This is a genomic window from Caballeronia fortuita (assembly GCF_001544835.2).
GTDB classification, from domain to species: domain Bacteria; phylum Pseudomonadota; class Gammaproteobacteria; order Burkholderiales; family Burkholderiaceae; genus Caballeronia; species Caballeronia fortuita.
Window position 1 is genome coordinate 127,943 of the sequence record NZ_FCNX02000002.1, and the last position, 14,013, is coordinate 141,955.

A 14,013-nucleotide genomic window follows, 5' to 3' on the forward strand; every position below is an offset into this window, starting at 1 on the left:
CCCTTGTATAACTGCCGATCTCCGGCGGCATCGATCGCAACGTAACTTGCACACGATGTCCATGCGCAATGGATGCTACCGACGTTCGGTTGATCTCGCTATTCGGACGACATCTCCTGCCGGTTCAGGCCAAGCCATTTGCCACGCACGGTCGGCATGCCCGTTTGCGATGCAGGACGCGGCAGTTTCCTGCATTCGACATGCATGCCGCGTGCAGGCGCAGCGGCTACGAACTTCTCGATCTCTTCGCGCACATCGGGGTCGATGTAGTCCGCGCGCGATGCATCGAAGATCACGGTGGCGCCATCGGGTATCGCACGCAAGTGATGCTTCAACGTGACCTTGCCGAGAAATGAAACGTCCTTGCGGAACGACACGAGATAGTGATCGTCGTGCTGCGCGACCGTGATGGGACGTCGGAGATTCGCACGGATCGCAAGCAGCAGACTGCACGCGATGCCAAGCAGAATGCCCATCAAAAGATCCGTCAACAAGACGCCCGCAATCGTCACGATGAATGGCGCAAAGCGTTCGATGCCCTGCTTCGCGACGGCCGCGAACAACGAAGGCTTGGCGAGCTTGAGACCCGTAAAGATGAGGATCGCGGCCAGGCATGCGAGCGGAATCAGGTTGATGACGCTCGTCAATGCGAACACGCTCACCAGCAGCAACGCGCCATGCACGAACGACGACCATCGGCTTTGCGCGCCCGCGTGAACGTTTGCCGAACTGCGCACGATCACCGACGTGATCGGCAGCGCGCCGATCGCACCGGCCATCATGTTGCCGATACCTTGCGCCTTCAATTCGCGATCGGGATGCGCGGCGCGCTTCTTCGGATCGAGTTGCTCGACCGCTTCGAGACTCAACAGTGTTTCGAGACTCGCGACGATAGCAAGCGTAAATGCAAGCCGCCATACATCGGGATTCACGAACTGCGAGAAATTAGGCAATTCGAGTGCATTCGTGAACGCAGCGAAGGATTCGAGCGACGGCAACGCGACGCGATGTTGCGCGGGTGGCGCAAAGCCGGGCGCAAAGAGATCGAGCAACAGCGTCGCACCGATACCGAACGCAACCACCGCGAGCGGCGCGGGCACGGCGCGCACGAGCGCGAAGCGGCGCATCGCGCGTGTTTCCCAGGCTATCAACATCGCGAGCGAAACGATTGCCACGAGGCACGCCGCCATCGATATGGGACCGAACGGCGTGCCGAGCATTCCGGCGCCGGTCGCGGCGGGCGCGCCTTCATTGGCGAATCCCGCCGCAAGCGGAATCTGCTTGATGACGAGCAAAAGGCCGATCGCGGCGAGCATGCCCTTGATGACCGACGAAGGCACATACGCCGCGAAGCGCCCTGCCTTCAGCATGCCGAAGCCGAACTGAATCGCGCCCGATAGCAACACGGCGAGCAGGAACGCGGAGAAGCTCCCGAGTCCCGCGATGCCATCGACGACGATGACGATAAGGCCCGCTGCCGGACCGCTCACGCTCAATTGCGAGCCGCTCAGAAGCGCGACGACGAGTCCGCCGATGATGCCCGACAAGAGCCCCGCAAAAGGCTCGACGCCCGATGCATTGGCGATGCCTAGACAGAGCGGCATCGCGACGAGAAAGACAACGGTGCCCGCGAACATGTCGCGCGGAAAGCTGGCGAGACGATTACTTGATGTCATGATTTTTCTTCGAACGAGTTGGGGCCTGCGACCGTCGCGAAAGCGACCTCGCATCGACAAGCGATCTACAGGAAATGACCGCTAATGACCGCTTCAGGCGGCCCGAAGCGATGTGACCGAAGCGCGCGCGGCGTCGTGTGTTTCGCTGTCTTCGGCGTAACCGGAAGCAAGCACTTTGATGAGGCCGTCATGCAGCCCGAAGATCCAGCCGTGAACGAGCGGCAGCTCGTCGCGATCGCGTACGATCGCGTGTTGCCGCAACAGACGCACTTGTTCGAGCACGTTCAATTCGGCGAGGCGATTCGCGCGCGCGTCGAGTTCGGAGAATGCATCGAGTTCTTTTCGATGTTGCTCGCCCAGCGCGCATAGCGGCGCGATCCGGCGATTCACGTGCGGCAAGTCGCTCGACTGCGGCAGAAGCGAGGCGCGCACGCCGCCGCATCCGTAATGGCCGCATACGATCACGTGATCGACTTTGAGCACGCGTACCGCGTATTCCAGCACGCTCATCGTGTTGTCATCGCCGGGAGAAAAAAGATTCGCGATGTTGCGATGAACGAAGAGATCGCCGGGATTGGCATTGGTGACGGTCTCGGCCGGCACGCGGCTATCCGCGCAACCGATCCAGAGCACCTTGGGACTTTGACCTTGCGCGAGACGCGGAAAGAACTGCGCATCGGCGTGTGCGGTCTCCCGTGCCCAGGCAATGTTTTCCAGCAGCATTCGTTTTGGTCGATTCATGCATTCTCTCCTCGAAAAGGGACGCATCCACGCTGCAGTGCAGCGTTTCTTACGAATGACTTTCGCAGGAAAAGTTCAGTTATGTCTAGAGAAATAAATCAGTCGAGCGGGTTTTTGATTCTTTTATGAATCCATGCACGGAAACGATGCGTCGGCTTCAGCATTGCTTCTGATAACCTTTAGCGTCCCACGAATAACTCCCGAACAGATGAACGATCCGGCAGCAAGCACCGACACGACGCACATTGTTGAACTGACGAGCGGCGCGTATCCAGTGCATATCGAATATCAGTGGTTGAATGGGGACCGTACCGACGCGCCTATCGCGCTCTTTCTGCATGAAGGGCTCGGCTCCATCGCACTATGGAAAGACTGGCCGCAAATGCTATGCGATCGTTTGAACTGTCGCGGTCTTGTTTACTCGAGGCCGGGTTATGGCCGCTCGACGCCGCGCCGGCCCGAAGAGAAGTGGCCGGTTGAGTTCCTGCATCGGCAAGCGCAATCGGTATTGCCCGCGTTGCTCGACGCCCTCCAGATCGACACGCGTGAACGCGAACGCATGTGGCTCATCGGTCATAGCGATGGCAGCACGATCGCACTGCTCTATGCCAGCGCGTTCCCGGAAGCGCTCGCCGGACTCGCTATCCTCGCGCCGCATGTCTTCGTGGAACCGATGACCGTGGAAGCCATTGAAAAGGTGCGTGCCACTTACGAAACGACATCGTTCAAGGACAAGCTGCGCGCATATCACGACGATGTGAATTCGGCCTTTTACGGATGGAACGATGCTTGGCTGAACCCGGCATTCCTGCAATGGGACATCGCTCAAGAGATTTCGTCGATCAAACGGCCATTGCTCGTGATTCAAGGTTATGACGACGAATACGCATCCATGCTGCAACTCGATAAGATTCAGGCGGCCGTTGAACACGCACGACTGCTCAAGCTGACTCAATGCGGACACTCGCCGCATCGCGATGCAACGCATGCAGTGAACGATGCCATCGCCGCTTTCATGCAATCGCATCAGCGTTGAGTCAGCGTTTGATCTTGAGATATGCGCGGCTGATCGCGGGCCGCGTATGGACCCATAAGCGCGATGCCAGCCACGACGCCGGGCGGTCGCGCACTTCGAGGCGCTTGATCGTGCGCTCGGCATCGCCGGATGCATGGCGATCGAGCGGATTCGCTCCGACGTTGGTCCCCGTGTGGCACGTATAGAAGTGCCTGAATCCCGCGTGCATCGCTACTTGGCGATAGTCGTCGTCGTAATAGCCTTGCGGCCAGCACAGATGATCGGATACTTCACCGAGTCGCGTGCGTAACGCGGCACGCGCAAGACTCAAGTCGTCCTTCAAGCCTTTGCGCTTGTCGTCCGTCGATACCGTGGCCTGATCCCACCGAACGTGCGTATGCGTGTGGCTATGAAATTCGAAAGTCCCGGCATCGCGCATTGCTTCGATTTCCGACCAGCGCAGGATCACATCGTCGGCGCGACCGTTTTCGATTGCGTACTCGCCCGCGTGATGATCGAGCAAGCGCGGCAGTCCCGCCAGCGCATTCGATGCATTCGATACAGTCGATGCATTCGGACGCACATCGCCCTCGCCTGGCCAATCGCTGACGAGAAAGCACAATGCCGTAAAGTCATGGCGCTTCAACACCGGATGCGCGTGTACCCAGTTATCCAGATAACCATCGTCGAAAGTTATCACGAGGGATTTCTCCGGCACGTCTTCGCCGCTCAAAAAGGCGGCGAGTTGCGCCGAGCCGATCGTGCGATAACCCGCGCGCGCAAGGTATTCCATTTGCGCCGCGAAGTTATCGGGCGACACCGTGATCATGCCGGGCGACGTGCTGACGTGGTGATACATCAACACGGGAACGGCGCGCGCCGGCTTTGCATTCATCGTCGATGGCCCCGCTCGTGCAATGCACGTCGATAGAAATTAGCCGTTTCGTGCGCCATGTCGCCGACCGTGAAGCCGCGTTCGGTAATGCGCAGGCTTTCGTTTTTCAGGCGCTCACGCAGCGCCGGCTCGTCCATCATGCGCACGATCGCGGCACGCAACGCAACCGGATCGTGAGGCGGCACGAGCAAGCCGCTCACGTTGTCTTCGATGAGTTCGGGCACGCCATCGACATGCGTACCGATGACGGGCAAGCCCGCTGCCATCGCCTCGATGAATGCCTGGCCGAGCGCTTCCTGATGCGTCGGCAATACGAAGATATCGGAGCCGCGAAAGATATTGGGCACATCGCTGCGAAAGCCGAGCAAATGTATGCGATGAGCAAGCCCAAGGTTATCGACGATGCCCTTGATGCGTTCGAGCCAGGGACCATCGCCCGCCATCACGACGTGCAGTTTCGGATGCGTATCGACAAGCGGGCGCACTGCGGCGATCAGATCTTCATGACCTTTCTTGTCGCGCATGATCGCGACCATGCATGCGACGAATGCATCGTCGCCGATACCGAGTTCCGCGCGCAACGTCGAATGCGCGACGGGCTGCGGCTTCACGATGCCGTCGTAGATGGTCTGCACGCGCTTCTCCGCGACGCCCGCGGAAATCAGATAGCGACGCACGAAATGACTCACCGCAATCACGCGGTGAGGAATCCAGTTGTAAGTAGCAAGTGATGAAATCGGCAGCGCGAGATGACGCGTACGCACGATGAGCGGCGTGCCGGCCAGCCTTCCTGCCGTGCCTGCGACGAGACTGTCGTGACCGCTATGCGTGTTGAGCACATCGAAGGCGCGGCGGCGTAGAAGCGTCTTGATGCGCAGCATCGATTGCATGTCACCGCCCCCTCGCATGCGGGCATGATGGACGGCGAAGCCGAGCTCGATACAACGCTGACCGAGACGCGCATCGCTCGGACAAATCAGTTCGACGGTATGCCCGTCTTCCCGTAGCGCGACCATCTCTTTCAACGTACGGACTTCTTGACCGCCCCATCCTTTCGAGGATTCGCTATGTAGAATCTTCAACCGCTTGGTCTCCACAACTTCGACAGCCTTGCCGTCAAAAATATTTGGTAATAATTCGATTACCTTTCTGCACTTCGTTATTCGTAAGCAAAAGAAAAGAATTGATTTAAGCCTCGAACGAGGCTTATCGACAGAGACGCAGGGCTTGCAAGCGTATTGAATGCGCGTTGCGGAAGGTGCTCCACATGACCAATCGACATTGTGTTCAAAGGTCGATTGACATGGTGCGACGAAGCGACCTGATGACCTGACGAGCTAACGGCTGACTTGCGCGTACGGTTGACGCGTAGATGGCAATTTCGTCAGTTAGCCTGATGGCGATCTTAGCGCGGAATCGACAGGACTTGGCGCTAGACCGTGGGATGCGCGGGGCTTAAGGACACCCTAAGAAAAGCATTGCGACCGCAAACGTTTGTCGCTCATCCGCTAGGCGTAAATTGCGATGGACGATTCGTCGACAGCTGATAAAAAACATTTCAGCGAATGCTGAAACGCCTTTACCGCCTGCTTAATAAATTCGAAAGTCGATAACGACGCCAATACCGATCGATGCTATTGGGCGTCCTGCGTCTTCGACGACCCTTCATGCGCGCGCCTCAACCGCTCGCGGCTATTGGAGAGATGCATGCGCATGGCCGCACGCGCAGCCTCGGGATCACGACGCTCGATCGCATCGTAGATATCTTCGTGCTCTCGATTCACGCGATCCAGATACCCCGACGGATCGTTGTGGGCAAGCGCCGCTGAATTGACGCGCGTGCGCGGGATGATGGTATTACCCAATTGACTGAGAATGCTATGGAAGTAGCGGTTGCCGGTGGCCTTAGCGAGTTCGAGATGGAATGCCACATCGGCTGCGACCGCGTTGCCTTCGCCTGCTTCGATCAATCGCTCGAACTCATCGAGCGCGCGCCGCATCTGCGCGAGGTTTTCGTCAGTACGGCGCATTGCCGCAAGACCGGCTGCTTCTGCCTCGAGACTGATGCGCAGTTCGAGAATCGCCATCACGTCGCGCACGGTGAGATCGCCTGCGGCTTCGATCTGGAACCGGTCTTGATCTCCCGCTTCGAGGACAAAAGTGCCGATGCCATGCCGCGTCTGCACGAGGCGCGCCGCCTGCAAACGCGAGATCGATTCGCGCACAACCGTCCGGCTCACGCCGAGCTGCGCCATGATCTCCGACTCCGTCGGCAGCTTGTCGCCCGGTTGCAGCGCCCCGCTGCGAATGCGCTCGGACAACTCGGCGACGACTTCTTCGGTGAGATTGCGGGAGCGGCGAAGCGCGCCGGACGCGAGGGCTTGGGACATTGAAAGGTCGATTTTTTATGTGCTCGATCAGCAATTATAGGGCGGTCGACAGCTTGTACGATGACTATCGATTCAAGCCCGCTATGCGGGAGGCGCGCGCACGGTCTCTAGAAGCAATATTCGCTGTAGTGAAGAATCTCCTGAAGTTATTGGCTATTGATGGAAAACCCCAGCCAAATCATCCGATTAGCGACAAAGCAAAGCGTTGATTAACCGTCTGTTGCGGCGTAAAGTTCAAGTACCGCATGAAGTGAAATCGCACCAGCCAAGGCCGCATCAGCCAGACGCACGCGCCTTTTCGCTTGATCGTCTGGCTCGTGAGTCCATGCCGCATCCGTTGGATTCGCCTTCATCTCGCGCAATCGCGGGCCCGAGCACAGCGGTTCACTGGTTTACGCCCTAGGAGTCTGTGCGCTACGCCACGCAAGGTGCGTCGCCTGTCCGTGGCGTTCAGGGCTCAGAGGCGACCCCGGTGGACCTCCGTATTCACATTCGCAAATTTCATCGCGATACTGGAAGCGCGGCATCGAGGTTGGCAGGCAAGGAGACGAGCAAATGATGCGTGAAGTAAGCGGAGCGTTCTACGGCTCCCGTAAGCTGGACGAAGCACTTGAAGATTTACGCGCGCAAGGTATCGCGGGAGACCGCGTTCGCGTGGCGAGCTTGAGCGGATTCGCGGATTTCCATACGTCGCAGACGCAAAGCAATAATGCGCAGACGCAGTGGATCGCCGCCGAATACGCGGGACACGGGGAACACCTGGGCGTCGTCGATACGCACGACTACCCGTTCGGGTTCGACGTGTCGAGCGACGACATCCTGCCTTCGTTCGGCGCGGACGGCGGCGACGCGGATATGGCATGCAGCATTACACGCGTGATCGTCAGCATTCGCGACGAAGCGGAGATGCGCGCGGTGTGCGACATCTTCTCCCGGCTCGGCACTGACGATATCGACATGGAAAGCGTCGCTGCCTGATCCGCGCGAACGCCACTACCGCCACCGCTTTACTGCGGCGTCGTCGTCGCGGGTTTCGCCTTCTTCTTGTGCTTGTGAAAGCCGCCCTGGCGCGTGCTGCCGGGCGCGGACGTATTGTCGCCGCCAACGGTCGGCCCGGCCGTCGCCGCGCCGTGGGCATTGCCGCCGCCCGAACCGCCATTGCCATTTCCGCCGCCCGCCTGCGCCATCGCTGCGCCCGAAACGGCTATCGTCGCGCCGGCCGCCAGCGCGATCAGGTTCTTCATTCCGACTATCCTCATTTTTTCCTCGTCAATCAGGTTGATCTTCAGTGTGAATGCATTTCGCATGCAAAATGCATAACGCAAGATGCCATCTGGTATTTGGCATGCCGCATGCTCGCTCGATTCTCCCGTTGCCGCGTCTGGTCCGAGATCTCACATGGATGTCCGCAAAAACAACCGCAAGCCGGCCGAACGCGACGATGCCGCGAATGCATCGAGAGCAGGTTTCGTGCGCGTTCGCGGCGCGCGCGAGCACAACCTGAAAAATGTCGATGTCGACGTGCCGCGTGACGCGCTCGTCGTGTTCACCGGCGTATCGGGTTCGGGCAAATCGTCGCTGGCTTTCGGCACCCTTTACGCCGAAGCGCAGCGTCGCTATTTCGAATCGGTCGCGCCGTATGCCCGTCGTCTCATCGAACAAGTAGGCGTGCCGGAGGTCGATTCGATCGAAGGTCTGCCGCCGGCCGTCGCGCTCCAGCAGCAGCGCGGCACGCCGAACGCGCGCTCGTCGGTCGGCAGCGTCACGACGCTATCGAGCCTCGTGCGCATGCTGTACTCGCGCACCGGCAGCTATCCGCCCCGGCAGCCGATGCTCTACGCGGAAGACTTTTCGCCGAACACGGTACAAGGCGCGTGTCCGGTATGCCACGGCCTCGGGCGCGTGTACGAAGTCACAGAAAAGTCGATGGTGCCCGACGACTCCCTCACGATCCGCGAACGCGCCGTCGCTGCCTGGCCGCCCGCGTGGCACGGGCAGAATCTGCGCGACATCCTCGTGACGCTCGGGTATGACGTCGATACACCCTGGCGCGACCTGCCGAAGAAAGATCGCGACTGGATTCTCTTCACCGAAGAACAGCCGACGGTGCCGGTGTATGCCGGCCTCACGCCCCGGGAAACGCAGGCCGCCTTGAAGCGCGGCGCGGAGCCGAGCTATCAGGGCACTTTCACCGGCGCGCGCCGATATGTGCTGCATACCTTCGCGCATACGCAAAGCGCGCTGATGAAGAAACGCGTGTCGCGCTATATGGTCGGCAGCGATTGCCCTGCGTGTCACGGCAAGCGTCTCAAGAAAGAAGCGCTGTCGGTGACGTTCGCGGGACTCGACATCGCCGAGTTCGCGCGTCTGCCATTGAGCCGCCTCGCCGATCTGCTCGCGCCCATTGCGCGCGGCGAATGGCTTGCACATGACGACGCTCCGGGTTCCGTGCTCGCGAAGAAGGACCGGCTCGCTGCGACCGCCAAGCGCGTGGCGGCAGGCGGTTCCGCGCACACTGCAGCGCCCGATGTGCGCCGCACGGCCAATCTCTCCGACGAGAAACGCGCCGCGGCCGAGCGCATCGCCGCCGACTTGCTGGAACGGCTCGGCACGCTCATCGACCTCGGTCTTGGCTATCTGTCGCTCGATCGCGCAACGCCGACGCTCTCGTCGGGTGAACTACAAAGACTGCGCCTCGCGACGCAGCTCGCGTCGCAACTCTTCGGCGTCGTCTATGTGCTCGACGAACCGTCGGCCGGCCTGCATCCCGCCGACAGCGAAGCGCTCTTCGCCGCGTTGCAGCGCCTGAAGTCAGCCGGCAATTCGCTCTTCGTCATCGAGCACGATCTGAATACGATGCGGCGCGCCGACTGGCTCGTCGATGTCGGTCCGGCCGCCGGCGAACGCGGCGGGCATGTGCTGTATAGCGGACCGCCGGAAGGCCTCGCTTCTGTCGATGAATCGCAGACGCGCATGCATCTGTTCGCGCCTGAACGTACCATCGAACGCGCCGTGCGCGAGCCGCGCGGCTGGCTGCGGCTTGCGGGCATCACGCGCAACAACCTGCATGGCATCGACGCCGCGTTCCCGCTCGGCGCCTTCACGACCGTCACCGGCATCTCGGGCTCGGGCAAGTCGAGTCTCGTGAGTCAGGCGCTGCCCGAACTCGTCGCGGAGCGTCTCGGACGCGCACTCGACGATACCGAAGACGAAGAGCAAGACCCGCTCTTCGCGCAAGCGGATACGTCGGCGGGAGGACGCATCGTCGAAGGCATGGAGACGATACGGCGTCTCGTGCGCGTCGATCAGAAGCCGATCGGCCGCACGCCGCGCTCGAATCTCGCAACGTACACGGGGCTTTTCGATCACGTGCGCAAACGCTTCGCCGATACGCCCACCGCGCGCAAACGCCGCTACGGCGCAGGACGCTTTTCGTTCAACGTCGCGCAGGGACGCTGTCCGACATGCGAAGGCGAAGGCTTCGTCAGCGTCGAGCTCCTGTTTCTGCCGAGCGTCTATACCTCATGCGCGACATGCCACGGCTCGCGCTATAACCCGCAGACGCTCGAGATCGAATGGCAAGGAAAGAACATCGCGCAAGTGCTCGACATGACCGTCGAGACAGCATGCGAGTTCTTCGCCGATGAGCCGAACGTGATGCGCTCGCTCGCCGTTCTGCGCGACATCGGCCTCGGTTATCTGCGGCTCGGTCAGCCGGCGACGGAGCTTTCGGGCGGCGAAGCGCAACGCATCAAGCTCGCGACGGAACTGCAGCGCGCGCATCGCGGCGACACGCTCTATATCCTCGACGAACCCACGACCGGTCTTCATCCCGCCGACGTGGACCGCCTGATGGTGCAACTGCAAGGGCTCGTCGATGCGGGCAACACGGTGGTCGTCGTCGAGCACGACATGCGCGTTGCGTCGCTCTCCGACTGGGTCATCGATATCGGGCCGGGCGCGGGTGAAGATGGCGGGCGCATCGTTGTGGCGGGCACGCCGCCGCATATTGCACGACATGCGGCAAGCCGCACGGCGCGCTATCTGCACGACACGTTGAACTCATGCCAGAGCGCGTCCTGAAGGCATCCCCTCGCAATACACCACTGCGAATGCCGCTTCGAGCGGGGCATGCACGCCGCGCAATTGATCGACCACGCGCTTCGCCCAATCGAAGTACTCGCGCTTTCGTTCATCGCTCCAGGTGGAAGGCGGCGTGACGAGGATATCGCGCAGATTGCAGATCTTGTCCGCGAGCTTCACGAGCTTGGCACGGTGACTGATATGCGCCGCATGTTCGATCTGCGCGCGCTTTCTTTCTTCCTTTGGCAAGGACTTGTCGTCCGTCACTTCGACGACGATGCGCGCGATCTCTTCGCCGAAGCATTGCTCGAGTTCATCGTAGGTCGTGTCCGTGTCTTCGATCGTGTCATGCAAGATGGCCGCGATCAGCACGCGCTCGTCATCGATGCCGCCTTCATTGGCGAGCACGTTCGCGAGCGCGATCGGATGATTGATATAGGGCGAGGCGTTGGCGTCTTTGCGGCGTTGATCGCGATGCTTGTCCGCAGCGAACGCAATGGCCCGAATGAGTTGATTCATTGACTGATTTCCAGGTGACATATACGGGCAAGTATACGTCCCGCTTCGACGCGTCACTCTCAATACAACCCAATCCACCGCCATGCATAGAACCGCGCGATACCCACGAGTTCATGCAGCGCGCTGTTCGAATCGAACCATCCTTTCCGATGCGGCCGCCACCACGTCAATTGCGGACGGACATAAGCAACCGCGGGCTGCGGATGCAGACCGAACGCTTCGAACGCGAGCATCGCGCGGCGCATGTGCAGCGACGAGGTGATAAGCACGGACGTGTCGTATTCGCGCGACCGTAGGAGCTTCTCCGTATTGCGCGCGTTCTCGTACGTGTCGAGACTCTCGTTTTCGAGGATGAGATCCGAACGCTTCACGCCCGCATCGAGAAGCAGCTTTCCATAAACATCGGCTTCGCTTTGCTCATGATGCTGCGGGTTGCCGCCGGTCATGACCACAAAGCATGCCTTCTCCATCTCCACGCAGCGCTTGTAGAGCGACGCCGCGAGATCGATGCGCGTCATCGCATCGCCCTTCGGCACGAGGCGTCGTTGTCGATCGTACCAAGTGCCCCCGCCCAGCACGATGATCGCCATGCGTGAAGCGAAATGCGGGTCTTCCATCGACGCATAACGATCGTTCGCGAGCCGTATGAGCGGGTTAGGCAACCAGCTTCCGAGCATCCAGAATACGGCGACGGTCAGCAGCACAATCTTGCCGCGCTGCTTCTTCCAAACAACGAACAGCACGACAAACAGCAATAATAGCGATCCAAGTACCAATTAACACACCCCGGTTATCTAAAGTTTCAGAATGCTTTCAACTTCCGTATCGTTTTTGCAAGGCGCTTTATGAAGAACGCGCAGTAGTTACCTGTTCGAGGCAATGCGTTTCGATTCGTCAGTGTGAATTATCGCTTCGCATAAGGACGTGCTTGATATCGCACAAAGCGCCGGTTTCTCATCGAAGCCCTCCGTGCGCCATCGCACGGACGCACAGGGCCGCAAATTCGTTTAATACGATCAAACAAAACGGACAAGAAGACAGTGCGTGCGAGGGTCCTCGTGAAATCGTCTTCACGGGACACGAACAACGCTACTGCCGATTCGCACCGGGGCTTGCGACATTCGATAAGAACTCTTCGTCGCGATCCGGGTTAGTTGCACCAATGGCCGGGTACAAGGGAAAACACACACAATGAAAACTGAATTGCGCCGCATCCTCGCTGAGTCTGCTCGTCTCGACGTGCCCATCGACACCCTTGCCGATGGCGACGATCTCTACGCCGCCGGTCTTTCCTCGCTTGCCACGGTTCACGTGATGCTCGCGATCGAAGACGAATTCGGCATCGAGATTCCGGACCACATGCTCACGCGCCGGCTCTTTTCGAGCGTCGATTCGCTCGCATCGGCCGTCGACGAACTGCGTCGTTCGCAGGCGGCAGCATGAACGCGCCCGCCCAGGAACTCGAAATCGCCGAGCTTGCGCAAAGCGCGGGCGCACGCGGCGAGAGCGAGCTGATCGAAGCAGCGAAGCGTGTTGCCGCGGTCGCGGCCAGGCACGCCGATGCGGTCGATCGCGAAGCGCGCTTTCCCGCTGAAGCGGTCGAGGCGATGCGGCAGGAGCGTCTCTTCTCCGCGATGATCCCGACGGCATTCGGCGGCGACGGCCTCTCGCTCACCGGCGTCGCGCGCCTGTGCGAGGCGATGGCGCAAGGCTGCGCATCCTCCGCGATGATCTATGCGATGCATCAGAGCCAGGTCGTGTGCATCGTCGATCATGGCGCGAACGTGGCGTGGCAACGCGACTTCCTCGCACGCATGGTGAGCGAGCAGTTGCTGCTCGCATCGGCGACCTCGGAAGAGAACATCGGCGGCAACATGCGCACGAGCGCATGCGCGGTCGATCTCGTCGACAACGCGTTTCGCATCGAGAAGCTCGCGCCGACCATTTCGTACGGCAAGTATTCTGACGCCATTCTCGTCACGGCACGCCGTCATCCGGATGCGCCGCCGTCGGATCAAGTGCTGATCGTCGCGCCGCGTGAGACGTTCACGCTCGAGCAGCGCGGCGTGTGGAACACGCTCGGCATGCGCGGAACGTGCAGCGAAGGACATCGTCTGGTTGCGAGCGGCATCGCCGAACAGATTCTGCCGACACCGTTCTCGAAGATCGCGGACGAAAGCATGCTGCCCGTATCGCACACGTTGTGGTCGGCGGTGTGGTGCGGCATCGCGAGCGATGCGGCCAACCGCGCGCATCAGTTCTTCCGCAATCAGGCACGCGGCAAGCCGGCGCTGCCGCCTTCGGCCGCACGTCTTTCGCAAGTGCTCACGCTCATCAAGATGATGCAGGCGCGGCTGCGCGAATCGCTCGCGAATGTCGAAGCGTCGCAGGCCGAACGCGCCGCGCGCAAGGCGAGCCAGAGCAATGACGACGACGCGCCGCTCGCGGCATCGATCGGCATCAACGCCGATCTGAACATGCTCAAGCTGGCGATCTCGCAATCGGCTTTGCATGTCGTGCAGGAAGCGCTGATGATCTGCGGCATGGCCGGCTACAAGAACGACACGCCGTTCAGCGTGGGCCGCCATCTGCGCGATCTGCATTCCGCGCCGCTCATGATCAGCAACGATCGCATCGAATTGAACACGGCGAATCTGCTGCTTGCGCAGCGCGCCGCAACGGGGACCATTTGAC

The 14,013-nt window shown here is 60.5% G+C and carries 13 protein-coding genes; 5 read left to right on the forward strand and 8 right to left on the reverse strand.

Annotated features, from left to right (window positions below; genetic code table 11):
- Positions 1 to 98: 98 nt before the first annotated feature.
- Together AWB77_RS04885 and AWB77_RS04890 are read right to left on the reverse strand one after the other, a co-directional pair.
- Positions 99 to 1,676 (reverse strand): SulP family inorganic anion transporter, encoded by a 1,578-nt coding sequence (locus AWB77_RS04885; protein ID WP_061133277.1) that lies wholly within the window; start codon positions 1,674 to 1,676, stop codon positions 99 to 101.
- Between the two features lie 93 nt (positions 1,677 to 1,769).
- Positions 1,770 to 2,417 (reverse strand): carbonic anhydrase, encoded by a 648-nt coding sequence (locus AWB77_RS04890; protein ID WP_061133278.1) that lies wholly within the window; start codon positions 2,415 to 2,417, stop codon positions 1,770 to 1,772.
- 208 nt (positions 2,418 to 2,625) lie between these two features.
- On the opposite strand from AWB77_RS04890, the gene AWB77_RS04895 reads away from it, so the two are divergent.
- Positions 2,626 to 3,453, forward strand: a complete 828-nt coding sequence (locus tag AWB77_RS04895) for an alpha/beta fold hydrolase (protein ID WP_061133279.1) — start codon at positions 2,626 to 2,628, stop codon at positions 3,451 to 3,453.
- Position 3,454: 1 nt separating this feature from the next.
- On the opposite strand, the gene AWB77_RS04900 is transcribed toward AWB77_RS04895, so the two are convergent.
- From AWB77_RS04900 to AWB77_RS04910, 3 genes are all read right to left on the reverse strand, one after another.
- Positions 3,455 to 4,327, reverse strand: a complete 873-nt coding sequence (locus AWB77_RS04900; RefSeq protein WP_061133280.1) for a polysaccharide deacetylase family protein — start codon at positions 4,325 to 4,327, stop codon at positions 3,455 to 3,457.
- Entirely contained in the window at positions 4,324 to 5,409 is a 1,086-nt protein-coding gene (locus tag AWB77_RS04905; RefSeq protein ID WP_061133668.1) for a glycosyltransferase, read from the reverse strand. Before AWB77_RS04905 ends, AWB77_RS04900 begins: the two co-directional genes overlap by 4 nt.
- A gap of 552 nt (positions 5,410 to 5,961) precedes the next feature.
- Positions 5,962 to 6,717, reverse strand: a complete 756-nt coding sequence (locus AWB77_RS04910) for a FadR/GntR family transcriptional regulator (RefSeq protein ID WP_061133281.1) — start codon at positions 6,715 to 6,717, stop codon at positions 5,962 to 5,964.
- Between the two features lie 555 nt (positions 6,718 to 7,272).
- On the opposite strand from AWB77_RS04910, the gene AWB77_RS04915 reads away from it, so the two are divergent.
- The gene (locus tag AWB77_RS04915; RefSeq protein ID WP_061133282.1) at positions 7,273 to 7,695 is read left to right on the forward strand and encodes a hypothetical protein; all 423 of its coding nucleotides are present in this window, start codon (positions 7,273 to 7,275) and stop codon (positions 7,693 to 7,695) included.
- Between the two features lie 29 nt (positions 7,696 to 7,724).
- Here the strand turns inward: AWB77_RS04915 and AWB77_RS04920 are convergent, their stop codons facing one another.
- Positions 7,725 to 7,961 (reverse strand): hypothetical protein, encoded by a 237-nt coding sequence (locus AWB77_RS04920; protein WP_208601493.1) that lies wholly within the window; start codon positions 7,959 to 7,961, stop codon positions 7,725 to 7,727.
- Between the two features lie 154 nt (positions 7,962 to 8,115).
- Between AWB77_RS04920 and AWB77_RS04925 the strand changes: the two genes are divergently transcribed.
- The gene (locus AWB77_RS04925; protein WP_061133283.1) at positions 8,116 to 10,800 is read left to right on the forward strand and encodes an excinuclease ABC subunit UvrA; all 2,685 of its coding nucleotides are present in this window, start codon (positions 8,116 to 8,118) and stop codon (positions 10,798 to 10,800) included.
- On the opposite strand, the gene AWB77_RS04930 is transcribed toward AWB77_RS04925, so the two are convergent.
- Together AWB77_RS04930 and AWB77_RS04935 are read right to left on the reverse strand one after the other, a co-directional pair.
- Positions 10,780 to 11,319: an HD domain-containing protein gene (locus AWB77_RS04930; protein WP_061133284.1), complete on the reverse strand. Its 540-nt coding sequence runs from the start codon at positions 11,317 to 11,319 to the stop codon at positions 10,780 to 10,782. The genes AWB77_RS04925 and AWB77_RS04930 overlap by 21 nt on opposite strands.
- A 59-nt stretch (positions 11,320 to 11,378) precedes the next feature.
- On the reverse strand, positions 11,379 to 12,062 hold the full coding sequence (locus AWB77_RS04935; protein ID WP_244158434.1) for a YdcF family protein: 684 nt from the start codon (positions 12,060 to 12,062) through the stop codon (positions 11,379 to 11,381).
- A 448-nt stretch (positions 12,063 to 12,510) separates the two neighbouring features.
- Here AWB77_RS04935 and AWB77_RS04940 point away from each other — a divergent pair, with 448 nt between their 5' ends.
- Together AWB77_RS04940 and AWB77_RS04945 are read left to right on the forward strand one after the other, a co-directional pair.
- Positions 12,511 to 12,762: an acyl carrier protein gene (locus AWB77_RS04940; protein ID WP_008348335.1), complete on the forward strand. Its 252-nt coding sequence runs from the start codon at positions 12,511 to 12,513 to the stop codon at positions 12,760 to 12,762.
- Positions 12,759 to 14,012: an acyl-CoA dehydrogenase family protein gene (locus AWB77_RS04945; protein WP_061133286.1), complete on the forward strand. Its 1,254-nt coding sequence runs from the start codon at positions 12,759 to 12,761 to the stop codon at positions 14,010 to 14,012. The genes AWB77_RS04940 and AWB77_RS04945 overlap by 4 nt, the downstream gene beginning before the upstream one ends.
- Position 14,013: the final 1 nt, after the last annotated feature.

Excerpts from the sequence above, each read along its gene's own strand:
- AWB77_RS04885 (WP_061133277.1), bottom strand. The coding sequence starts at position 1,676 with ATGACATCAAGTAATCGTCTCGCCAGCTTTCCGCGCGACATGTTCGCG.
- AWB77_RS04890 (WP_061133278.1), bottom strand. The coding sequence starts at position 2,417 with ATGAATCGACCAAAACGAATGCTGCTGGAAAACATTGCCTGGGCACGG.
- AWB77_RS04895 (WP_061133279.1), top strand. The coding sequence starts at position 2,626 with ATGAACGATCCGGCAGCAAGCACCGACACGACGCACATTGTTGAACTG.
- AWB77_RS04900 (WP_061133280.1), bottom strand. The coding sequence starts at position 4,327 with ATGAATGCAAAGCCGGCGCGCGCCGTTCCCGTGTTGATGTATCACCAC.
- AWB77_RS04910 (WP_061133281.1), bottom strand. The coding sequence starts at position 6,717 with ATGTCCCAAGCCCTCGCGTCCGGCGCGCTTCGCCGCTCCCGCAATCTC.
- AWB77_RS04915 (WP_061133282.1), top strand. The coding sequence starts at position 7,273 with ATGATGCGTGAAGTAAGCGGAGCGTTCTACGGCTCCCGTAAGCTGGAC.
- AWB77_RS04920 (WP_208601493.1), bottom strand. The coding sequence starts at position 7,961 with ATGAAGAACCTGATCGCGCTGGCGGCCGGCGCGACGATAGCCGTTTCG.
- AWB77_RS04925 (WP_061133283.1), top strand. The coding sequence starts at position 8,116 with ATGGATGTCCGCAAAAACAACCGCAAGCCGGCCGAACGCGACGATGCC.
- AWB77_RS04930 (WP_061133284.1), bottom strand. The coding sequence starts at position 11,319 with ATGAATCAACTCATTCGGGCCATTGCGTTCGCTGCGGACAAGCATCGC.
- AWB77_RS04940 (WP_008348335.1), top strand. The coding sequence starts at position 12,511 with ATGAAAACTGAATTGCGCCGCATCCTCGCTGAGTCTGCTCGTCTCGAC.
- AWB77_RS04945 (WP_061133286.1), top strand. The coding sequence starts at position 12,759 with ATGAACGCGCCCGCCCAGGAACTCGAAATCGCCGAGCTTGCGCAAAGC.